The sequence below is a fragment of the Shewanella baltica genome (assembly GCF_900456975.1).
Taxonomy (GTDB): domain Bacteria; phylum Pseudomonadota; class Gammaproteobacteria; order Enterobacterales; family Shewanellaceae; genus Shewanella; species Shewanella baltica.
Genome location: NZ_UGYM01000002.1, coordinates 3713444 through 3735715 on the forward strand (window position 1 = coordinate 3713444; position 22272 = coordinate 3735715).

17 protein-coding genes are annotated in these 22272 nt (G+C 46.0%); 6 read left to right on the forward strand and 11 right to left on the reverse strand.

Going from position 1 to position 22272, the window contains the following annotated elements:
• Position 1: 1 nt before the first annotated feature.
• From cysN to cobA, 3 genes are all read right to left on the reverse strand, one after another.
• On the reverse strand, positions 2-1444 hold the full coding sequence (gene cysN / locus DYH48_RS16630) for a sulfate adenylyltransferase subunit CysN (RefSeq protein WP_115335390.1): 1443 nt from the start codon (positions 1442-1444) through the stop codon (positions 2-4).
• An 83-nt stretch (positions 1445-1527) separates the two neighbouring features.
• Entirely contained in the window at positions 1528-2436 is a 909-nt protein-coding gene (gene cysD, locus DYH48_RS16635; RefSeq protein ID WP_012586925.1) for a sulfate adenylyltransferase subunit CysD, read from the reverse strand.
• Positions 2437-2570: 134 nt separating this feature from the next.
• Positions 2571-3416, reverse strand: coding sequence for a uroporphyrinogen-III C-methyltransferase (cobA, locus tag DYH48_RS16640; RefSeq protein WP_115335391.1), 846 nt, complete (start codon positions 3414-3416; stop codon positions 2571-2573).
• A gap of 445 nt (positions 3417-3861) precedes the next feature.
• Here cobA and DYH48_RS16645 point away from each other — a divergent pair, with 445 nt between their 5' ends.
• Positions 3862-4746 carry a phospholipase A gene (locus tag DYH48_RS16645; RefSeq protein ID WP_006082886.1) on the forward strand — a complete coding sequence of 295 codons (885 nt, stop codon included), beginning with the start codon at positions 3862-3864 and terminating at the stop codon, positions 4744-4746.
• Positions 4747-4939: 193 nt separating this feature from the next.
• Positions 4940-6496: a S41 family peptidase gene (locus DYH48_RS16650; RefSeq protein WP_115335392.1), complete on the forward strand. Its 1557-nt coding sequence runs from the start codon at positions 4940-4942 to the stop codon at positions 6494-6496.
• An 88-nt stretch (positions 6497-6584) separates the two neighbouring features.
• Here the strand turns inward: DYH48_RS16650 and DYH48_RS16655 are convergent, their stop codons facing one another.
• The 6 genes from DYH48_RS16655 to DYH48_RS16685 all read right to left on the reverse strand — a co-directional run bounded on the left by DYH48_RS16655 (position 6585) and on the right by DYH48_RS16685 (position 15308).
• A complete protein-coding gene (locus DYH48_RS16655) occupies positions 6585-8321 on the reverse strand; it encodes a hypothetical protein (RefSeq protein ID WP_115335393.1) in 1737 nt (578 codons plus the stop codon).
• A gap of 265 nt (positions 8322-8586) precedes the next feature.
• Positions 8587-9300, reverse strand: a complete 714-nt coding sequence (locus DYH48_RS16660; RefSeq protein WP_115335394.1) for a 2OG-Fe(II) oxygenase family protein — start codon at positions 9298-9300, stop codon at positions 8587-8589.
• Positions 9301-9395: 95 nt separating this feature from the next.
• On the reverse strand, positions 9396-10181 hold the full coding sequence (gene mtgA / locus DYH48_RS16665) for a monofunctional biosynthetic peptidoglycan transglycosylase (RefSeq protein WP_006082890.1): 786 nt from the start codon (positions 10179-10181) through the stop codon (positions 9396-9398).
• A gap of 755 nt (positions 10182-10936) precedes the next feature.
• A complete protein-coding gene (locus tag DYH48_RS16675) occupies positions 10937-11719 on the reverse strand; it encodes a phosphoadenylyl-sulfate reductase (protein WP_006085930.1) in 783 nt (260 codons plus the stop codon).
• Positions 11712-13409, reverse strand: a complete 1698-nt coding sequence (gene cysI, locus DYH48_RS16680) for an assimilatory sulfite reductase (NADPH) hemoprotein subunit (protein ID WP_006085931.1) — start codon at positions 13407-13409, stop codon at positions 11712-11714. Before cysI ends, DYH48_RS16675 begins: the two co-directional genes overlap by 8 nt.
• A gap of 99 nt (positions 13410-13508) precedes the next feature.
• A complete protein-coding gene (locus DYH48_RS16685; RefSeq protein WP_006085932.1) occupies positions 13509-15308 on the reverse strand; it encodes an assimilatory sulfite reductase (NADPH) flavoprotein subunit in 1800 nt (599 codons plus the stop codon).
• 419 nt (positions 15309-15727) lie between these two features.
• Between DYH48_RS16685 and DYH48_RS16690 the strand changes: the two genes are divergently transcribed.
• The 4 genes from DYH48_RS16690 (at position 15728) to DYH48_RS16705 (ending at position 20902) form a co-directional block, all read left to right on the forward strand.
• Entirely contained in the window at positions 15728-17254 is a 1527-nt protein-coding gene (locus DYH48_RS16690) for a Re/Si-specific NAD(P)(+) transhydrogenase subunit alpha (protein WP_115335396.1), read from the forward strand.
• 11 nt (positions 17255-17265) lie between these two features.
• Positions 17266-18750: a Re/Si-specific NAD(P)(+) transhydrogenase subunit beta gene (pntB, locus tag DYH48_RS16695; RefSeq protein ID WP_115335397.1), complete on the forward strand. Its 1485-nt coding sequence runs from the start codon at positions 17266-17268 to the stop codon at positions 18748-18750.
• A 218-nt stretch (positions 18751-18968) separates the two neighbouring features.
• The gene (locus DYH48_RS16700; RefSeq protein ID WP_115335398.1) at positions 18969-19349 is read left to right on the forward strand and encodes a hypothetical protein; all 381 of its coding nucleotides are present in this window, start codon (positions 18969-18971) and stop codon (positions 19347-19349) included.
• 230 nt (positions 19350-19579) lie between these two features.
• Positions 19580-20902 (forward strand): alpha/beta hydrolase, encoded by a 1323-nt coding sequence (locus tag DYH48_RS16705; protein WP_115335399.1) that lies wholly within the window; start codon positions 19580-19582, stop codon positions 20900-20902.
• Between the two features lie 87 nt (positions 20903-20989).
• On the opposite strand, the gene DYH48_RS16710 is transcribed toward DYH48_RS16705, so the two are convergent.
• Together DYH48_RS16710 and DYH48_RS16715 are read right to left on the reverse strand one after the other, a co-directional pair.
• Positions 20990-21574: a hypothetical protein gene (locus DYH48_RS16710; protein ID WP_115335400.1), complete on the reverse strand. Its 585-nt coding sequence runs from the start codon at positions 21572-21574 to the stop codon at positions 20990-20992.
• Between the two features lie 156 nt (positions 21575-21730).
• Positions 21731-22210 carry a TetR family transcriptional regulator gene (locus DYH48_RS16715; RefSeq protein ID WP_006082899.1) on the reverse strand — a complete coding sequence of 160 codons (480 nt, stop codon included), beginning with the start codon at positions 22208-22210 and terminating at the stop codon, positions 21731-21733.
• Positions 22211-22272 lie beyond the last annotated feature (62 nt).

The window sequence follows — 22272 nt, forward strand, 5'->3', positions numbered from 1 at the left end:
ATTAAGCTCCAAGCTTAGAGATATCTATCGCTTGCCAATGTGGGTAGTGTTTACGCACTAAGGCATTAAACTCAACTTCAAAGGCACTAAATTGTGATGCTATTTGTTTGTTAACATGCTGACCCGACACCACCATCACTGCGGCAACCGTCGCATTGCTCAGGCGATCGATTAGGATCATTCCGCCGGTATCGCGTACTAACGAATACGCATCGAACACTATGTCTTCGGTCAGCTCTAAGGTCACGCGAGCAATCGCGTTTAACCCAAGCGTGTCCGTCGCGCTGCGCGCTAAAGTATTAACATCAACCACATAATCGATGCCAGTCACAGAGGCTTGCGTCTTCTTACCGGCCACTTTGATGTCGTATAACTGGCCGAGTTGCAATGGCTTTTCATCCATCCACACTATGTCAGCGCTGATCACGTTAGCGACGGCAGGTGCAGAATCCGGTCTTGCCAGTAAATCGCCACGGGAAATATCAATTTCATCTTCCAGCGTGATGGTCACAGCTTGGCCAGCAACCGCTTCTTGTATGTCACCATCGAAGGTAACAATGCGTTCAACCTTGCTGCGTTTGCCCGATGGCAAAGCGACTAACTCGTCGCCGACATTGATAATGCCAGAGGCTAAAGTGCCTGCAAAACCGCGAAAATCTAAGTTAGGACGCGACACATATTGCACAGGGAAACGCACTGGCAATGAGCTGAGTTCACGTTGAGTATCAATGGTTTCTAGCAGTTCCAGCAGAGTACCACCTTGATACCAGTCGCTTTGAGTACTGCGCTCAACCACGTTGTCACCATTAAGTGCCGATAACGGCACAAAGTGGATATCGAGGTTACCGAAATCTTTAACGAAATCGGTAAAGTCAGCACGAATACGATTGAATACTTGCTCGTCAAACCCAAGCAAATCCATCTTGTTCACGGCAACAACGAAGTGACGAATCCCCAGTAATGACGCGATAAACGCATGGCGTTTAGTCTGAGTCTGCACGCCGTAGCGGGCATCGACTAAGATCACCGCCAAATCACAGGTCGATGCACCCGTTGCCATGTTGCGCGTGTACTGCTCATGCCCTGGCGTATCGGCGATGATGAACTTACGCTTATCACTTGAAAAGTAACGGTAAGCCACATCGATAGTGATGCCCTGCTCGCGCTCGGCTTGCAGACCATCCACCAGCAAGGCTAAGTCGATAGCTTCACCTGTGGTGCCCATCTTAGCGCTGTCGCTCTTTAGGCTCGCCAATTGATCTTCATAGATCTGGGCGCTGTCGTGTAACAGGCGGCCGATTAAGGTACTCTTGCCGTCATCCACACTGCCACAGGTTAAAAAGCGCAGTAAGCCTTTGTGCTGCTGCAGGGCTAGATATTCTTTCACACCATGGAGGGTAATTTCTGCCGCCATGAGATTGGTTTTATTGACCGCTTTGTCCATCTTATTCTCACTCTTGATCTGCTTGGCTGAAGGTTGCGCTTTACTTGCGCCACCTTCGCGAAATAGGGTTAACCTTGCCGAGATTAGAAGTAGCCTTGACGCTTCTTCTGCTCCATCGAGGCACTTTGATCTGAGTCAATCAATCGTCCCTGACGCTCGCTTGAACGGGTTAACAGCATTTCTTCAATAATCTTCTCTAGGCTGTCGGCCTCAGAATGCATGGCGGCCGTAAGTGGGTAGCAACCTAAGGTTCTAAAACGCACCAATTCTTCTTTAAACTGCTCGCCTTCGGCTAACTTCATCCGCTCGTCATCGGCCATGATTAACTGACCGCCGCGCTCAACCACTTGACGTTTAGCCGCAAAATACAAAGGCACTAACTCAATGTTTTCTTGATAAATATATTGCCAAATATCCAGCTCAGTCCAGTTAGATAACGGGAACACGCGAATACTTTCGCCCTTGTTCACCGCGCCGTTATAGGTGCGCCATAATTCTGGACGTTGGTTTTTAGGATCCCATCGGTGGTGACGGTCGCGGAACGAATACACACGTTCTTTGGCGCGAGATTTTTCTTCATCGCGGCGAGCCCCACCGAAAGCGGCATCAAAACCGTATTGGTTAAGTGCTTGCTTTAAACCTTGGGTTTTCATGATGTCAGTGTGTTTCGCACTGCCATGGTCGAAAGGGTTAATCCCCTGCGCCAACCCTTCTGGGTTGATGTGCGTCAGTAACTCGAAGCCAAATTTCTTTGCCTGCGCATCACGAAACGCGATCATCTCTTTGAATTTCCAACCCGTGTCGACATGCAGCAACGGGAATGGGATCTTGCCCGGATAAAAGGCTTTACGCGCTAAGTGCAACATAACGGAAGAATCTTTCCCGATGGAATACAACATCACAGGATTATCGAATTCGGCTGCAACTTCACGAATGATCTGGATGCTCTCGGCTTCCAGTTGTTGTAAGTGGCTTAATTCACGCCCGGCCATACTATTCTCCGTTTACCTTAAATTCGCCGTGTTGCCACAGCATGGGTTAGCTTAATTTTCTTAATATCTTTAACTACTTAACATCTTTAACGCTTAGCATCTTTAACTGCTAAGTATCTTTAACTGTTTGTGGCTTAGCTTATCGACGCGGCGGCCGAGACTCTAACCGATTGAGTCTGCTCATCACTGGCATGACTCGATTCAACCGCTTCAGGGTTGAACCAATGCAAAGTGTCACTCAGCGCAACCACTTCACCTATGATCATCAAGGCTGGCATTTGTAATTCAGGATCGGCGGCAAGCTGTTCGAGCTCACCTAAACGGCCGATAAAACGACGTTGTTCTTTAGTGGTCGCCTTTGACACTATCGCAACGGGAGTGTCAGGGCTTCGGCCCGCATCGACTAAACCTTGGCGAATAATGCCGGCGTTAAGAATCCCCATATACACGACTAAGGTATTGTTAGGATTTGCATAACCTTGCCAGTCCATAGGGCGACTCTCTAACTGACAATGGCCAGTGATAAAAGTGACACCTTGGGCATGGTCTCTGTGGGTCAGGGGAATTCCCGCATAGGCCGATGTGCCGCTGGCGGCGGTGATGCCGGGGACGACTTCAAACTCAACCCCCGCTTCGACTAAGGTTTGTAACTCTTCGCCACCGCGACCGAAAATAAAAGGATCGCCGCCCTTAAGACGCACCACATTTTTACGGGTGTAGGCTTTAGTAACGAGTAACTGATTAATCTCGTCCTGTGCGGCGCTATGCTTACCCGCACGTTTACCTACGGCAATCTTTTCAGCGTCTTTTGGAATAAGATCGAGGATATCTTGACTGACTAAAGCGTCGTATAGCACAGCATCTGCGGTTTTAAGGATGCGCCATGCCTTTAACGTCAATAACTCAACGTCACCAGGACCTGCACCCACCAGCCAGACTTTGCCTTTGGCCGCTTGGCCCGGTAAAGATAAAATTTCCATCAGCATCCCCAAGATCACTTTAGTCTGTAGAAATATAGCGCGTCTTATATTCCATAATAAATAGATAATTATTAGTTTTTATATCATTTAGATATAAAAGAAATCACTGACGTCGATTTAAAGTGGAAAAATATTGAGTTTCAAAATCAAAAACGCCACAAAACACCAATAACCAGTTGAATTTAAATAACTTAATATGGATTCATCTGTTGTATAAAACGAACACCGCTCAGCTAAGTGTGTGATTCTGGCACTATGTTATTGCCAAAAATTCTACCCAAACCTGCCCCAACAGGGTGAAAACCTCACTAACAAGATAAATTGTCACCAAATGACGCAGAATTTTTACATAACCATAAATTCACTTTCTAATGGTAAGCTGGGCATAACTATCTTTGTTGAGTACGACTGACAAATACACAAATAAGCACATCAAGGAGGGCCGATGAAACGACTTTATTCAGGTATTGCAATGGCTGGGCTATTAGCTTGTACGAGTATAAATGCCGAAGAATCATTAGTAGAAGGAAGAGTCAAAGATGAACTTGCCACGGCAGAACTGCCTTTTGTGATTACACCCCATAAAGTGAATTACATTTTACCTGCGACCTATAGCCCAGATCCCAACATGGCACCGTTCGCTGAAGATGCCCTCATCAATCCCTACACTTTGGATGAGTTCGAGGCTAAGTTTCAAATCAGTTTTAAATTCCCTATTTGGTACAATGTCTTTGGTGATAATGGTCATTTATTCTTTGCCTATACCAATCAATCCTATTGGCAGGTTTATAACAAAGACACCTCATCTCCGTTCCGTGAGACCAATCACGAGCCTGAAGTCTTTATGCTGTTTAATAACGATTGGAAAATCGGCAGTGTGACCAATTCCTTTTGGGGCGTTGGTGCTGTGCATCAATCGAATGGTAAATCAGGACCGCTTTCTCGCAGCTGGAATCGACTCTATGCCACTATGATTTTTGATGCCGGTCCACTCGCCTTCTCAACTAAAGTCTGGTGGCGTATTCCTGAGGATGAAAAAACAGATCCACATCAAGCCCGCGGTGACGATAATCCCAATATTGATGACTACATAGGAAGAGCTGAGTTTATTGGTGTCTATGGTATCGATGAACATAGATTCACCTTAACCCTTAAAACAAACCTAGAAGATATCGACAGAGGCTCAGCAGAACTGACGTGGAGTTATCCTATCGTCGGTAACTTACGCCTTTACACTCAATACTTTAATGGCTATGGCGAGAGCCTAATCGATTACAACTATCACAACCAACGTATTGGTATCGGGATTTCGCTCAACGATATTCTGTAGCAAATATAAAAGTGACAGAGTACAAAAATCAGCCATAATTTGCTGCTAATCTACAAAACCTGCTGCTAAATTGCTCAGATGGACCTGAGTTTATGGCTCAGCGGGACGATTTACATTGATCCGAATGGCGTTTAAGCCGATAGTCGCACACCTTTTTGTGCCCTGAAGCCACGCCTTAACATCATGGAGGAATATGAGTTTTAGCTACCGCAGCATAGTCATGCTACTCAGTGTCATTATTTTCGCGAGCTTACTTAAGCTCGCGTTTTTCGCTGTGCCAAAAGATAACACTGCACCTATGCTTAATGCGCAAGAGGTACGCCAAGATCTCTATGCCTTATTAGATCAAATCGAGCAACACTCAGCGTTTTATGCGTTAACGCCCGATAAAGCCAGTCCGCAACTCAAATATATGGCGAGCCTGATTGTCGAGCAGTATCAAGATATGACTCCCAATGACCGCTTTGCCGCTGAAATCACTAAACTGCTCAATAGCCTCAAAGATCCCGGCGCTCAAGTGCATGACTTCGATGATCAAAGTGGCGATCTCCCGTTAACCTTACGACCACTTAACGACCAGTGGTTAGCTTTGGATAGCAGTAATAGTCCAATCAACAACGACTTTCCCTTTGTGACTCATATCGACGGTTTACCTATGAGTAAATGGGTAGCAGCCAGCCAAGCCTATTTATCTGAACCTGCAAAACAGAGCCAAGAAATGCAGTTACCTTGGCTGAAAAAACTGAACCTGCTGCGTGAAGACTTAGGGCTCAGCATCAAGCCCTATGTGCTCGTTACGCTGATTAATGATGATCTGCAAAACCAGCAGGTGACTCTCGCCCTGCCAAGCCACGAACCGCAGGCGCAATTAGCGGCAAGTAATCAAGAAGATAAGACACAAGATATGAGTGTTTTAGAATTCATTAATCAGTTGTCTCAGTTTGAGCGCTCCGAATTTCAAGACGTTCCATATCAATTAGAGACGGTTAACAATACTACGGTCAAACTGAAAATCAGTGATCTGTACGCCTTTGAATTAAATAGAGATCTACAGCAAGAACTGCTCAAGGGCATGACGCATCCCCTACTGATCATTGACTTACGTGATGCTAGTGGTTTTAGCCCAAAGTTATTGACCCTATTATCGCGATATCAAGATGCTGATTTAAATAACACTTTAGCGCCGAACGTGATGGGATTTGCACACTATCGCCGCTCACCGGAACTGAGAAATGACTATCTGCAGCCACTCAACTTTAAGCCTTTAGCTGCGCTCGAATACAGTGTGCCTCGACTAAAATCCCTCACCCGCAACTTACCCTCAGTCGATGAAGATAAATTCAGCCCTTGGTATATTCGCACTAAACCTGCGGTGACTCCTGAAGGGCGAAATCGCTTAGCGCTGCTCGTGAGTCCCAAATGCCGCCAAGAATGTGAGTGGATTGCCTATCGCACTAAATCTTGGTCTAGGGCGAATTTAATTGGTGAAAAAACCTCGGGCGATTTTGCACGTCAGTACCATTTCAAACTGCCAAACAGTGGGTTAGACATAAGATTCAGTAGTTCGTTAACCTATGACGCCCAGGGAAAACTCTTGTCAGGTGCTGGGACTGAGCCCGATATTTGGCTCCCCCAAAACAGTGATATTCAATGGCAAGGACTGGTGAGTTTAGTACGTTCCGCTAAGCCAAAAACTCAGCTCATTCAAACATCACAACCCACTAAGTTGGCTCAAGCTAAGCTGAATTAAAGCTAAAAAAAGAGCCAGCAATCTGCTGGCTCATTTCAAACATTGATTCGTTAACTGATATCAGTTAGCTAAAAAATGGATTCTAGAATTATTTCTTTTCAGTCGCTTTAGAATTGGCAACTGAACCTATAACCAAACCTTGCTTATTCACATCGAAGCTCATTTGAACTCGCATGTTGTAATCTTTAAGCATTTTCATTTCTTCAGGGATTGGCTCGCCGCTCATTTCTAACAACGTCAGCATTGGAGTGAACATCTTGCCGTAATCGGCAGATAAGCTATACATGCCATTCGCAGACAGTTTCTCGCCCGCTAATTTGTTTGCCAACGCCAGACCTTTATCACCGCTATACACCACTAAATGCTGACCTTTAATCGCGAGCATAGGCTTAACACCTAACTCAGGAGGCAACATCAATATGGGTGATAAGTCAGTGGCATCGCCGTTATCGGCTAATTGCACTTCGGCCAACATAGGGGCGAAAGGTTTCACCATATTGAACAACATAGACGGGTTTTCGGCGCTGAGGCTCACTAACGCATCTAAGCTTTCTAACTTAGGCTCTTGATCTTGTGTGCTCATTTTAAAGTCGAGCAATGAAACGCTCATGCCTTTCACACCGTTCGCCATACCAGTGAACATGCCTAGCATAGCTGGGCTCTGTTGGCTCAACTCAGCTTGCAACTCGGCCAGTGGCGCACAGGTCAATTGCGGCTTTTGCAGATCATCCCAAATAGCCGTTAATGAAGGTGCAACTTCGTTGACATCTAAGCCTATGCCCATAGAGAAAATAGTGCTGTCGATATCCGCCAGATGTGCAGGAATAAAGCCACGCATCTTTTGCATTGCCGCAAGAATTGGTTGATTCTTAGTTTCAACCACAAATGAGGCCGCCATATGGCTTTCTTTTTCTGTCACAGAAAACGCGGTTAAACCCGCAACCGTGCGCGGCCAATTAGCCGCAATAGCGGTTAATTCGGTGCGACATTCTGGTGTTCTAATTTGAGCTAATGGATCTTCGCCAACGCTTTCATTAGCAAAAAACTTTGTCAATTGCTTGGATAACATATTGCTATCGGCTGAAGTCAACGCCTTTACAATTTCCACATGGTTGATAAAGCTGATGCTGTCATCTTTAAAACCATGGGTCTTAATAATATCGTCTAATATGCCAGAAGCGGCCAATGAGTGCGGTGCCTTCTTAATACCGAATGCCATTTCTAATAACTCAGGCTCGGTAATTGAGGTGCTGAAAGTAATCGTTAATATGCCATCTTTCTGGGCAAATAACAGTTCAGCTTTCTCAGTTGAAGTCTCATCCGATAATGCATAAGCGCGATAATCAACATCACCCACTTTACGCATTTCGTGGGTCACACCACTGTCTTTTTCGGCTTTATCTAATACAGCCCAAAAAGCATCGACTTGATTAACGTCAATCTTTAATACAGGCAAAGCGCCTAACGTGTAGATATAAGGCTTAACTTCATCTGGAAAACCAAAGGTTTTCAACAGTAAGGCAGGCTCTTTAATGCCATCCATATACTGCTGATAAATGCTGACGAAGAACTTACCCATAGGGCTATCCAGCTCACCAAATTCGGCAAGCGCGTTACTTGGATATTGCTGGTAATTTCCAGAAATAGACTGTAAATACGCTTTTAACGGGAAGGGTTTTAGCTGACCCGAAAATATCGGCGTATCGGCAGGCACATAGTCGAGCAAAGGATTTGCAGAGGCACTAGAGCCAGTACCATTCTGCGTATACCAATAACCACCCGCACCAGCTGCAATAATTGCCGCGGCAATCACAATCTTTTTCATTTAAGAAACTCCATTTAATGACAATTCAATTTTATGAAATCAATACCTAAAGTAATCCCTAGGTATTTGAATATTTATCCGCTCTTACATATCCCTTACGCAGATAATGCAAAATCAGAACCTTATTACTTTTAGTTTGGTCATGAAGACGAAGTAACGACCAAGGCTAACAAGGGCTAATCGCCCAGAAAATTTGGCGATAATTTAGCATTAAAACGCCTCTGATGCTAATTACGACAGTATCGAAATCTAATCTTCACTAACCTTATTGAGGCCCTATAGTACGAAACCATCCCGTGACTGAAAATCTTGAATGCCTCGCAAAAGGCGCAACATAAGAAACTGAATGTGGATGGTGCACGTCAAATAATGCCAAATTATTAAAAGTGGGAACCCAAGTGTCAGTAAGAACTCCTTGAGGTGTAAAAAATTGCAGTAAACCTCCCCAATCAGGATGCCACTCTGGTGTAAAACCAAAAACAAAAGCGACTTTACGTCCTTCGCTTTCCACTACATCATTATGTCTCGTTAAGAAATTTCCCTGTATATAGCGACTGGCATGTAGTGAGGCATAGCAAATACCTTCAATACCAGTAATCGCTTGGATAAAGTTAAACATTTCAGGGCGGTTAATAAAACGATGTAACGAAGTAAGTAACTCAGGCGATGCTTTTCCGTCAAGGCCACCGACTAGATGACTACCATATAGAAACCCAATACCATTTGAAGCATTTTGTAATATTTTTTGCTGTAAATCCTTTTGGGTGGAGACAGGCAATTGGCGTATTTGTTGATCTGAAACTCTCATCGGCTTATTTTCAACAAACATTGCGTTATCAAACATCACTTCACTCGCGAGTGTTTTGGCAATTATTGCAGCAGTATCATTCTTCCAAACTTGTTGAATGTTGATTTTTGCGTCTCTGGCATATTCTTCACGTAATAAAGCCATATCCCGCTCAAAATTAAACTCAAACATCATTTATTCCTTGAACTATTCAAACACTCTACTTTTCAAGCTACGAATCAAATATGCCATCATTACAATTTAACAACAAAATCACAATCGTAATTTCATCCCGCTTCGTGGACTTTTTTAAGCGTGACGTCACCTAACTGGCGCATTTGTTTGCGGATCCAAGCGGAACGCTGCTGCACATAGGACGACGGAGGTGACACTTTATAACGCCAAGGATTGGGTAAGATAGCTGCGAGTAATGAAGCCTCATATTGGGTTAGTTTTGCCGCAGACTTTCCAAAATAATGCTTTGATGCCGCTTCGGCGCCATAAATACCTGGGCCAAATTCAACGATATTTAAATACACTTCAAGGATGCGCGACTTATCCCAAGTCAGTTCCATCATTAAGGTAAACCAAGCTTCTAGTCCCTTACGAAAGAAACTGCGGCTAGACCACATAAACAGGTTTTTCGCCGCCTGCTGACTTAAGGTACTGGCTCCGCGAACTTTAGTGCCTTTCTGATTGTATTTCAGCGCCGAACTTATCGCGGCTAAATCGAATCCCGTATGCTCGGCAAAACGTTGATCTTCTGCGGCGATCACCGCCAATTGTAACTCAGGAGAAATGTGCGCTAAATCGCGCCACTGATGCATGACTTCCCCCATAGGTGCAGGTGGAAATAAGGCGCGCTCAATCCGCCAGGTCCACATGGGTGGATTAACGAATCTGAGTAGAATAACCAATAAGATTGAGCAAATTAATGCCCATACTAATCCCTTGAATAGCCAAGACAATAAACGACGAAAGCCACGCTTACGCCTCTGAGGAGCAGGACTACTCGACTTATTGGCACTAGGACGCCTGACATGATCTCGCATCGCATATAAAGGAGCCGTCATTTACACCATCTCATCCGCGCACTCTCATCTCTCATTTATGATATCCAGTCAAGCCAATCCATTAGGCATTCTTTACAACACCCAAGGCTTATTAGAAAACCGCCTAAAGCCTTAAGGGAGTTGCGGGTCGATCATGCTACGACATTGGAGGAAACACCAAGGATATCTTACTCGAGAATCAAAGATAGGCAGAGAAATAACCACAATAACAAATCACTATTGAAGATGGCGAGGACTTGACTTAACTTGACCTCGGCAGCTTTGACGACAGCTGACCGAGGTAATGATGGCTGATTAACGAGGGCTAGCAAGTCAATCAAACTGCTTGATACTCGCAGCTGCGAGTCAGGTTTTCAACGCTTTCACTGCATCCAGTCGAATGATATCAATACACAGCAAACCCAGCCCATAAATACCGATATACAACCACTTAACCTCGGAAAAGACATGAATCATGTCAATTTCACAGTAAAATCCCTCAAAACCATCTACGGGAACTTCAAAATATAGTTCAGGCTCAACCAATGTGCATAACTCTGTGAGTAAAAATGTACAATATTTTTATCCTTTAAAGAGCCACTAACCCTAACCCTATGAATATCAATATATCTCAGTGAAATGACGCTTAAATGACATAGCTTCGCTTTCTCGTCAATCCAGAGTATTAAATTCAACCAAAGATAAGACCTTTCTTACCGAGATAAAAAACGCCCAATGGCAATTGAGGCGTTTAATACTTTAAATCAATAAGATAACTAGATATCGTAATGCAGACCACACTCACGTTTCAGCCCATTAAAGCGAGTTTCTTCCTCTGTCATGCCTAATTCAAGTGGTTTACTCGAATGGGTATCACCAACAGAAACATAGCCTTGGTCCCAAAGTGGGTGGTACGGCAAGTCAAATTGAGTCAAATATAGGTGCACATCTTTATTCGACCACTCGATAATCGGCAGTAACTTAAAGCGAGTGCCATGAATCGCCAGTATCGGCAGCGCCTCACGGGTGGTGGCTTGGCTACGTCTCAGCCCTGCAAACCAAGTACCAACGTCAAGCTCGGCTAAGGCGCGTTGCATAGGCTCAACTTTGTTTAAACGGTTGTATTGCTCTAACCCGTCTAACCCTTGTTCCCACAACTTACCAAAGCGTGCCTCTTGCCATGCGGCTGTCATCGGCGCTTGATATACTTTTACATTCAGTGATAAACGCTGTGTCAGCTCATCGATAAACTGATAGGTTTCAGGGAACAAATACCCTGTATCCGTGAGGATAACCGGAATATTCGCCTGTGCCTGGCTCACCATATACAGCATCACTGCGGCTTGAATACCAAAACTTGACGACAGCGCATGATTACCGGGCAAATAAGTTAAGCCCCATAACACTCGCTCTTGTGCGCTCAATCCGGCTAAGAACTGATTTATGCGCTCAAGCTCTATCGTTTGCTCGGCCTTGGGCGCACTCAATAGCGCCGTTAACTCGGCCGTGCTGACCACAGTCGGCACTGTATCACTGTTTTCTTGTTGATGATCAACCATGAAAATCCTTAGCGGCATCAATAACCGCCTTCACAACGCCCACGCGGACGGTGAAGTTACCAAAGGTTTCGCCTGCATCACGCTCGACGGCGTAGCGGCCAAACAGGGTATCCAATTCGGCGAGAATTTCCGCCTCTTGGATATTTTCTCTGTGCATCTTGTTCAGACGAGTCCCTTCAAAGCTTGCGCCTAAGTACAAGTTGTAACGACCTGGCGCTTTACCCACAAGCCCAATTTCAGCGGCAAATGGACGTGCACAACCGTTTGGACAACCCGTCATCCGCACCACAATCGCTTGCTCACTGATGCCGTGTTTTGCCTGCAGCGCATCGATGTGATCGATAAACTCAGGGAAGTAACGCTCGGCTTCCGCCATCGCTAATGGACACGTCGGCAAAGCCACACAGGCAATCGAATGACCGCGGGTTTGCGTCAACACTTGGCCCAGTAAACCATGTTTGCGGGCTAAGCCTTCAATCGTGGCTTTATCTTCTGCCGCGACACCTGCGATGATCATGTTTTGATTCGAGGTCATGCGGAAATCGCCTTTGTGGATCTTAGCTATTTCACGCAGTCCCGTTTGCAGGGTTTGACCCGGTAAATCTTTAATGCGGCCGCTTTCGATAAATAAGGTTAAATGCCATTTACCGTCAACGCCTTCGACCCAGCCATAACGATCGCCGCGATCGCCAATCACTACATCACGCTTAGGCTCAAACTTCACCCCAGCGCGCAGTTCGACTTCGGCTTTAAATTTCTCATAGCCATGGTCGACGATAGTGTATTTAAGGCGTGAACGTTTACGGTTAACACGATTACCCCAGTCGCGTTGCACTGTCATGACAGCTTCGGCAAACTTCATCACGTCTTCAGTTTTGATAAAACCAAAGTCATCTGCAAGACGTGGGAAAGTCTCCACCTCGCCATGGGTCGAGCCCATGCCGCCGCCCGCCGTTAAGTTAAAGCCAACCAACTCGCCGTTTTCAGCAACCGCGATAAAGCCTAAATCGTTAGTGTAAACGTCAACATCGTTATCGGGAGGAACCGCAACCGCCATTTTGAACTTACGTGGCAGATAAGTTTTGCCATATACAGGTTCAACGGTTTCATCTTCGGTTGAGAGTAACTTTTCTTCATCTAACCAAATTTCGGCATAAGCACGCGTATGTGGCAGCAGATGATCAGACAGTTGTTTCGCCACCGCATAGGCTTGCTCGTGCAGTTTCGATTCCACCGGATTAGGATTACACATCACGTTACGGTTAACGTCACCACAAGCGGCAATCGAATCCAGCGCTTCACGATCTAAGTCTTGAATAATGGTCTTCAAGTTACGCTTAGGAATACCGTGGTATTGGAAGGTTTGACGGGTCGTTAAACGTATGCTGTTTGAGCTGGTTAAGGTCGACGCAATTTTATCTACACCTAACCATTGCTGTGGAGAACAGATACCACCAGGCACACGAGCACGCAACATAAAGCTATATAGAGGCTCAAGTTTTTGCTCTTTACGTTCGTTACGTAAATCGCGATCATCCTGTTGATAGAAGCCGTGGAATTTGATCAACTGCTGATCGCCGTCACTGAAACTGCCGGTTACCGCAGAATCTAAGCCTTCTTTAATCGTACCGCGCAGGTAATCACTGTCGGTCTTTAGGTATTCGTTTAACGCTAACTTTTGCTCACTCATGGCAACTGCCTCTTCAAATTCGGTTCGCTGACTGCACAGGTCATCACGTGTGCAGCTTTGGCTATTTTTATGCGTTTCTTATATGCGCAACGGTTGAGATTAATACACGTCTTTTTGGTAACGTTTATCGCTGCGCAGTGTTTCAAAGTAGGCTTCAGCCGCTTCGTTATTCAAACCACCGACTTCGACAGCCACCTCAATCAAGGCTTGGTGAACATCTTTGGCCATACGTTCAGCATCACCACAAATGTACAGATGCGCGCCGTTTTGCAACCATTGCCACAGGGCTTGGCCTTGTTCTTTAATACGGTGCTGCACATAAACTTTATGGGCTTGATCGCGCGAGAACGCCACGTCGATACGGCTTAAATCGCCATTTTTCAAATACTGTTGCCACTCAGTTTGATACAAGAAATCCTGCTCAAAGTGTGGATTGCCGAAGAATAACCAGCTATCACCTTGAATACCTTGGGCCACGCGCTCCTGCATAAAGGCACGGAATGGCGCAACACCTGTGCCTGGGCCAACCATAATCACTGGCGTGTCTGGATTATCAGGTAAACGGAAATGCTTATTCGACTCAACATAAACCTTAACCTGAGTGCCTTCCTGCGCAGAGGCTAAGAAGTGTGACGCTCCGCCAAAACGGGCCGCGCCGTGACGCTCATCTTCCACTAACGCCACGGTTAAATGGACTTCGGTTTCCACTTCACTTTGGCTTGAGGCGATAGAGTAAAGTCTTGGGGTTAATGGGCGCAGTAACTCAAGCAATCTTGCCGCGCTTAACGTGACAGCGCTATTTGTTAACGGATACTGGGCGACTAAATCCGCAAATTGATGCTTAAGGATAAAGTGACGCACTTGTTCTTTATCTTCGCTCAATGCCAGCAGTTTAGCGCTGCCGCTCAGTTCGGCCCACGCTTTGACTAATCCAGGATACAACTGAGTCAGCTCTTTCTTCTCAAGCAAAGCTTGCTTAAGGGTCAAAGATTCTGTGCCTAGGGTCACTAACTCATCGGCGGCCAACGACAGACCCACGAGGACTTCATCGACTAACACTTCATTATTGCTAAACCACACACCGAGGGCATCGCCCGCTTGATAGCTTAAGCCTGAGTCGCCAAGGTCAATTTCAACGTGGCGCACATCTCGGTCTGAACCGCGGCCGGTAATTTTTTGGCTCGCTAGCACTTCAGCGCTATAGGGGTTTTGCTTAGTAAACTCGCTTTCGCCAATCGTTTTAGCGGTACCGATAGATACCACACTGGCGGACGAGGTTTCGATAAGCGGCTTAACGGCCTCTAATACATCGGCGTGCCACTGACCGGCGGCAGCTTCATAGTCCACATCACATTCAACCAAAGGTAACAATGACTTAGCACCCAGTAGCGCTAAACGAGTACTAAAGTCTTTACCGGTTTGGCAGAAGAATTCATAACTTGAATCCCCCAGCGCAAGTACTGAGTAATGTAGATTGTCTAACTTAGGCGCACGTTTCGATGCTAAAAACTTATGTAATTCAATCGCGTCATCCGGCGCTTCACCTTCACCATGGGTGCTGACAACCAGCAAGAGCACAGTTTCTTGTTTCAGTTGGCGAACATTGTATTCGCCCATTGAAGCCAGATTGACCGCATAACCTTGCGCCTGTGCTTTATCGGCGAGCGCTTTGGCGACACCACGGCCATTACCCGTTTGACTGCCATAAAGAATCGTCACTGTTTGAGCAGTTTGCGCTTCGGTGGCGGGAGCTAGTTGGCCAGCATTGGCGGTGGCAGCAAGATAGCCACTCACCCAAGCCAGTTGCACAGCACTTAACTCAGAAGTGAGTTGTTTTAGCTTCTCGACTTGTCCTTGAGACAATGGCGAAGCCAGCGATGAAAGTTCTTTTAACAACATGAGACGGCCCTATGACAGTGTAATGTCCACAAGCTTATCGCGGTTTAAGAAAAGCAAAAAAGAATAAAATCGGATTTTTAATTCCATTTTGGAATATACAAAGTGCAAAATTTAAGCTACAAAAGTGTGCACTGGTTAAAAGTTTTTGATCCGACCAGTGCAGAAACGGCCTGCTTGAGAAATATGCACTTGTGCCAAGCTAAAGTATTGCCACAATGGTCATGAGCCTGTCGAACAGAAATTTCTGTTGCCCACAGAATAGTTTGTTTTTAAAACAAAAAGTGTCCATCCTAGATTGAATGCCCGAACTGACTCGAATCACCAGCCGAGTAATCGCTGGCGATGACAGATTTTGCAGTTGAGTACGATGAAGGAAGCACAGCAGGCGGAACGATTATATAAACCATCAGGGAGTAGTCATGCAGATTGGAATACCGAGAGAAAGTCTCGCCGGTGAAACTAGGGTCGCCGCGACTCCAGCCACCGTCGAGCAGCTTAAAAAACTCGGCTTTGAAGTTGTTATTGAGGCCAATGCGGGTCAACTGTCAAGTTTCGATGATGCAGCCTTTGAAGCTGCAGGCGCGAAAGTGACAACTGACGTTTGGCAAGCCGATCTGATTTTTAAGGTCAATGCGCCAAGCGACGCCGAAATCGAACAAATCAAAGACGGAGCAACTGTCGTCAGCTTTATTTGGCCCGCACAAAACCCTGAGCTGGTTGCGAAGTTAGCTAAACGCAAAATCAACGTGATGGCGATGGACATGGTGCCACGCATCTCCCGTGCCCAGTCACTCGATGCCCTTTCCTCTATGGCCAACATTGGCGGTTATCGTGCCGTTGTTGAAGCCGCGCATCAATTTGGCCGTTTCTTTACCGGTCAAATTACCGCTGCCGGTAAAGTGCCGCCCGCTAAAGTGCTAGTGATTGGTGCCGGTGTTGCAGGTCTTGCTGCCATTGGTACTGCTGGTTCGCTTGGCGCCATAGTGCGCGCCTTCGATACGCGCTTAGAAGTGGCGGAGCAAATCGAATCCATGGGCGGCCAGTTCCTTAAACTGGATTTTGGTAACGAAGAAGGTGGCTCATCCGATGGTTATGCTAAAACCATGTCGGATGAATTTATTGCTGCCGAAATGGCGCTGTTTGCTGAGCAAGCCAAAGAAGTCGATATCATCATCACTACGGCGCTGATCCCCGGCCGTCCTGCGCCTAAGCTCATCACTAAAGCTATGGTCGATAGCATGAAGAGCGGCTCAGTGATCGTCGATTTAGCCGCTGCAACTGGCGGTAACTGCGAATACACGCAATCGGGCGAGCTGTTTGTCACTCCGAACGGCGTAAAAGTGATTGGTTATACCGACCTACCCGGTCGTCTGCCGGCGCAATCGTCACAGCTTTACGGCACTAACTTAGTCAACCTGATGAAGTTAATGTGCAAAGAGAAAGACGGCACTGCCAGCATCAACTTCGATGATGTGGTCATGCGTAACATGACTGTGATTAAAGAAGGTGAAGTGACCTTCCCGCCACCACCGATTTCGGTTTCTGCGGCGCCAGCAAAACCTGCTGCGAAAATAGAACCTAAAAACACTACACCGAAAGCGCCATCTAAGCTCAAATACGTGCTCGCCGCCTTAGGCGTTGCTGGATTTGCAGCCGTGGCATCGGTTGCACCGCCAGAGTTCCTGTCCCATTTCACGGTATTCTTGCTGTCCTGCGTCGTGGGTTATTATGTGGTGTGGAACGTATCCCACTCACTGCATACGCCTTTGATGTCAGTCACTAACGCGATTTCAGGCATTATCGTGGTCGGCGCGCTACTGCAAATCGGTCAGGGTTCAACGTTGGTCACTGTACTGGCGTTTATCGCCGTGCTGATCGCCAGTATTAACATCTTCGGTGGCTTTACCGTCACTCAGCGCATGCTGAAGATGTTCCGTAAGGATTAAGGGGGTTTAACGTGTCTCAAGGACTGGTAACAGCTGCTTACATTATTGCCGCCATTCTCTTCATCTTCAGTCTCGCGGGACTGTCGAAGCAAGAGACGGCAAAACACGGCAATTTATTCGGTATCTTAGGTATGGCAATCGCCCTACTGGCTACCATTTTCAACCCTGATACTAACGGTATTGCGTGGATCTTAATCGCCATGGTGATTGGCGGCGCGATTGGTATCCGTTTAGCATTAAAAGTCGAAATGACTGAAATGCCTGAACTGGTTGCCATCTTGCACAGTTTTGTTGGTATGGCCGCGGTATTGGTTGGCTTTAACAGCTTTATCGACTTACACCCACAAGAAGTGTCGCAAGTTGTCGTAGCTGTCGGTGGCGATATTAATACGACCCTCGCCGCAGTGCACGATGCTCTAAGTGAAGCGGCCAAAGCCGCCAGCAAAGAACATCTCACTGGCGCCATGCTTAACATTCACTTGGTCGAAGTTTTCCTCGGGATCTTCATCGGTGCGGTCACCTTCACAGGTTCTATCGTGGCCTTTTGCAAGTTACGCGGCATGATTTCATCTAAACCTTTGATGCTGCCGCATCGCCACAAGTTAAACCTAGTGGCAGTGCTCGTGTCTTTTGCCCTGTTAGTGTACTTCGTCCAAACTGGCGGCACTATGCCAGCACTGCTATTGATGACCTTGATTGCCTTCGCCTTTGGCTGGCATTTAGTCGCATCGATTGGCGGCGCGGATATGCCAGTGGTGGTGTCTATGCTTAACTCCTACTCAGGTTGGGCAGCGGCGGCAGCGGGCTTTATGTTGTCAAACGACCTCTTGATTGTCGTTGGCGCATTAGTGGGTTCATCGGGTGCAATTCTGTCTTACATAATGTGTAAGGCGATGAATCGCTCGTTTATTTCTGTAATAGCTGGTGGCTTTGGCACAGATGGTGTGGCCTCGACTGCCGATGAAGAAATGGGCGAATACCGTGAAACCAACGCTGAAGATGTGGCGGATATGCTGAAAAATGCCACCTCTGTCATCATCACCCCAGGTTACGGCATGGCTGTGGCACAGGCGCAATATCCTGTCGCTGAAATCACCAAAAGACTGCGCGATCTTGGCGTGAAAGTCCGTTTCGGCATCCACCCAGTTGCAGGCCGTTTACCCGGTCATATGAACGTACTGCTAGCGGAAGCGAAAGTCCCCTACGATATCGTGCTTGAAATGGACGAAATCAACGACGACTTTAACGACACTGACGTAGTACTAGTCATTGGTGCGAACGACACGGTTAACCCTGCGGCAATGGAAGATCCAGGTAGCCCAATCGCAGGCATGCCAGTGCTCGAAGTGTGGAAAGCGCAAAACGTTATCGGCTTTAAACGCTCGATGAACACAGGTTATGCCGGCGTGCAAAACCCACTGTTCTTCAAAGATAATACCCAAATGCTATTTGGGGATGCGAAGGCCAGTGTCGAAGCGATTTTAAAAGCGCTTTGAGTCTGATGTAACCTTTACAGAGTGGCAATCGTTTAGGCGAAACACACTGTTTCAATGATAAAAAGGGAGCCGCTGGCTCCCTTTTCATTTCACATTTTTTTAAGCCTTTTAAGCTAGTCTCCGAACCCATAGGATGTGAGGTTTTTTCCCACAATCCCCATCGTTTTCGCCGGCAAAAATACGAAGTAGAATCTAACGCTATTTGAAGGAAAGAGTGAATGCTACTTGGACTGTTTATCCTGTCTGGCGTATTAATCAAAACCTCATTACTCGGGCTTGGCTGGATATCGATTGCCATCGGCCTCAGTGGGTATCTATTTTGTCGCTGGTTTCATTTCAATTTGGATATCAAACTGATTGGGAAATTTAGACGCCTTTTCATCACAGCTGCGGCTCTGCATCTTCTGGTCTATATCGGCTTAATCACTAAGCTTTTCCTTATCGACAGCTTAGAAGACTTGCCCACATTTCTGATAAGTCACTTAGTGTTTCACCACATCATCAGCGCCACTATTGCTGCCGTATTAACTTTTATTGCTATTGGTATTTATCTACAGCAACAAAAAATAAAAACGCCTTACCCGCAGCAACTTAGGTAAGGCGCTAAATGACCTAAATGCCATTTAAGCCACAGTTAACCCGTTCACTCTGTTCTATTTTTACTTACAATTTATGCTGCCTGTGCACGCAGACTTATCTTTTCTATTTACGCTGGATCAGTTAAAACCATTCAAGGGAATCGATAATTTCCCTGCAAGTCTCTAAACATCCCCTAACCATAACGTAGAAGATTCTCGATAGGCACCTCAGAATCACAAGGATCACCTCAATGGACTGCAAACTGAGATTATATTTAGCCCTTAGACACCAGATTAATCGCATCGCCTTGTTAGCGTGCATTTTCCTTATCTCGCCAGTTCAGGCTGAGAATAGTCCGACTCACACAATGCCAGTATCCGAGAGAAGCAACTTAGTTTACGGTCAAAGTTTTACCCATAACTCCAATCTATATAACGCCGAACGTCGCTATATGGTGGCGCTGCCTGAACGCTATCATGCGACCCAACGTCAGTATCCGGTGCTCTATATCATCGATGGAGATTTTCAATTTCGTCACGTATCAGCAGCGGTCAACAATCTCGCCCGCGTCGGTAAAATCCCACCAATGATAGTGGTCGGAATCGCATTACAAGGCCAAGCGGATTATATAAAAAGCACCACGTGGGCGGCAGAGGATAATCCAGAATATGGTGGTGCAGCTTTGTTGCAGAGTTATTTAGCTCAGGAGCTCATTCCTTTAATCAATCAGCAATTTCGCACTTCAGGTAACAATGCCTTGGCAGGATATTCTCTTGGGGGCTTATTCACCTTGTATAGCATGATGCAGCAGAATACGCCCTTTAACGCCTATCTTGCCATGAGCCCAAGCGTTTGGTTCGACAACTACAGCAGCAACGCCCTATTCACTCAATATCTCAAACAAAAACAGCAGGACAAATCTAAGCTGCCGCCCTTGTTTTTATCTGTAGCCAACGAACAAGGTATGGGCGTGGTGGAGATGGTCGATGCGATTAACCCCATAGCAAGCGAGTTAGTTGCAAATCAACAGTGGCGTTGGCAGTTCCAACAGTTTCCGGATGAAAACCACTACACTACAGCGATGCCTGCACTATTGGATGCTCTGGCTTTTCTTTCACCTCAGTATTTTATCGACCTTGATGAGCTAGTGAAATTGCCAAAGTACGCCGATGTATTCGATTTATTTGCCGCTAAACAACAAACTTGGGCAGGATTTCAACTCGAATGGTTACAGGCTTATACCTTCGCTAAATATGTGTTTATTTCAAAACAAGAAGGGCAAATTGATCAACTCCTAAAAGATGCCAAACAGCAATTACCAGTATCTTATACCGAATTATGTATTGGGCTCGCGAAAGTCTTTATTTATAAACAACAGGCTGATAAAGCGCAGCAAATATTACTCAGTGCAAAAACAGAAGGTGAGCTAAGCGCCGATTGGCAGCAACAGATGAGCCTAAGCTATGCCGCACTCGGTAATAAAGATGCTGCTCTAAAAGCACATCAACGCGCACTCTTCCTCGCGAAATCACAAGGTTTAGAAAGTTGGGAATGGTGGGAACTGGCACCTTAGCGCATGCAAATACTTCAAGCACTGTTAAAGGGCAAACGTGTCCTTTAACAGTGCTTAGCTAAGGCCAACATCGACTTTATAAATGGATTAATCTACAGCAATGTCGTTATCGTTAAGCTCTTTTGACAGGGTTTCATAATTCGTTTTAAGCTTCGGCAAAGTATCTTCTTGGATCTTACTCAGTACATTTTGCAGCAGGCCCTTACCGTAGGAAACACTGTAGTGGCGAGTTTCAATATCGCTAATGATCTGCTCAGACTCTAAATAAAAACGACGAATATCGGACAAGATGTGGCTCGGCGTCTCTAGGGCATTGGCTGAATAACGCATATTCTCCCAAACAAACAGTCCCATTTGCGGGTGCATTTTCACTAAACTATTACCGCTCACTGTTTCAACCGTGTCGACATAACGGCTCAAAGTCGCCACGTTGTCACTCACTTCATCATAGAGCGCATGGCGCAGATGATAGTTGTTTTGCATATTACTTAAGTTATCGAACTTAATCGCCTGCGATAAACCTTCCTGTGCGGCCAAATACACCCCGACAACCGTCGCAATGATCATAAAGATCTGACTCACCCAAAAACTGGTTTTGATGAGCTCTGTATTATCGAGCTTGATGTTACGTTTGGGAGCCTCGGCGGCATTAGAGCTGGGTGTCATGTCCATATGTTTATCCTGTTAAATCAAGAGTAAAAGGCGGTATAACGCAATAAAGGGCATATCTTACACGACTAAAGAATGAGTTTCCTCAGTAAAAATCACGATTTTTACCTATAAAAAAGGAGCCATCAGGCTCCATTTTTATATTAATTGGTCAGTCTATTATGCTGCTTTTGCCACATCGAAATTGGACAATAACATCACAGCAGTACGGCCTAATAAGTGGTTGATCGTGCGATCGCCCGCTAAACCTAACTCAGCAATCGCTTGCTGACGTGCTGTGCTCACCGCTCTGAAGAGGGTGATTTCATTGTTGGCACCACCACAAAGACTAAAGAACAGTCTCAATACTGCGCGGTAATGTTCTTCCTGCATTGCCTGCATCCACGATGTTTCTAAAGCCTCTTGGCTAGAAAAATCCAGAGCCGCAACAAATAGATTGCCGATACGGCTATCTAAACGAACGAGAAAATCGCTCTTGCGTGGAAAATGGTGACTAATACCTGTGCGGCTAATACCCGTTGCTTCAGATAACGTGGTATAAGACATAGTCTCAAAGCCGATAGTCAAAATTTGTCTTAACGCTTCATCCATAATCTGATTTATGGTTTGCTCAGTTTGTACTCGCGAGCGCTTAGCCATAGTAAAGTCTCCCCTCTTTTTTTTAGGGGGAAAGCTTACCAAAGCCGCTCAGGGATTACTGC

Bases quoted from the DNA above. Each gene is read 5' to 3' on its own strand.
- DYH48_RS16650 (WP_115335392.1), top strand. From the start codon at position 4,940: ATGAGTTTTAGCTACCGCAGCATAGTCATGCTACTCAGTGTCATTATT.
- DYH48_RS16645 (WP_006082886.1), top strand. From the start codon at position 3,862: ATGAAACGACTTTATTCAGGTATTGCAATGGCTGGGCTATTAGCTTGT.
- DYH48_RS16655 (WP_115335393.1), bottom strand. From the start codon at position 8,321: ATGAAAAAGATTGTGATTGCCGCGGCAATTATTGCAGCTGGTGCGGGT.
- cysN (WP_115335390.1), bottom strand. From the start codon at position 1,444: ATGGACAAAGCGGTCAATAAAACCAATCTCATGGCGGCAGAAATTACC.
- DYH48_RS16710 (WP_115335400.1), bottom strand. From the start codon at position 21,574: ATGGACATGACACCCAGCTCTAATGCCGCCGAGGCTCCCAAACGTAAC.
- DYH48_RS16685 (WP_006085932.1), bottom strand. From the start codon at position 15,308: ATGTTGTTAAAAGAACTTTCATCGCTGGCTTCGCCATTGTCTCAAGGA.
- DYH48_RS16675 (WP_006085930.1), bottom strand. From the start codon at position 11,719: ATGGTTGATCATCAACAAGAAAACAGTGATACAGTGCCGACTGTGGTC.
- DYH48_RS16715 (WP_006082899.1), bottom strand. From the start codon at position 22,210: ATGGCTAAGCGCTCGCGAGTACAAACTGAGCAAACCATAAATCAGATT.
- DYH48_RS16660 (WP_115335394.1), bottom strand. From the start codon at position 9,300: ATGTTTGAGTTTAATTTTGAGCGGGATATGGCTTTATTACGTGAAGAA.
- cysD (WP_012586925.1), bottom strand. From the start codon at position 2,436: ATGGCCGGGCGTGAATTAAGCCACTTACAACAACTGGAAGCCGAGAGC.
- cobA (WP_115335391.1), bottom strand. From the start codon at position 3,416: ATGGAAATTTTATCTTTACCGGGCCAAGCGGCCAAAGGCAAAGTCTGG.
- DYH48_RS16690 (WP_115335396.1), top strand. From the start codon at position 15,728: ATGCAGATTGGAATACCGAGAGAAAGTCTCGCCGGTGAAACTAGGGTC.
- DYH48_RS16700 (WP_115335398.1), top strand. From the start codon at position 18,969: ATGCTACTTGGACTGTTTATCCTGTCTGGCGTATTAATCAAAACCTCA.
- cysI (WP_006085931.1), bottom strand. From the start codon at position 13,409: ATGAGTGAGCAAAAGTTAGCGTTAAACGAATACCTAAAGACCGACAGT.
- mtgA (WP_006082890.1), bottom strand. From the start codon at position 10,181: ATGACGGCTCCTTTATATGCGATGCGAGATCATGTCAGGCGTCCTAGT.
- DYH48_RS16705 (WP_115335399.1), top strand. From the start codon at position 19,580: ATGGACTGCAAACTGAGATTATATTTAGCCCTTAGACACCAGATTAAT.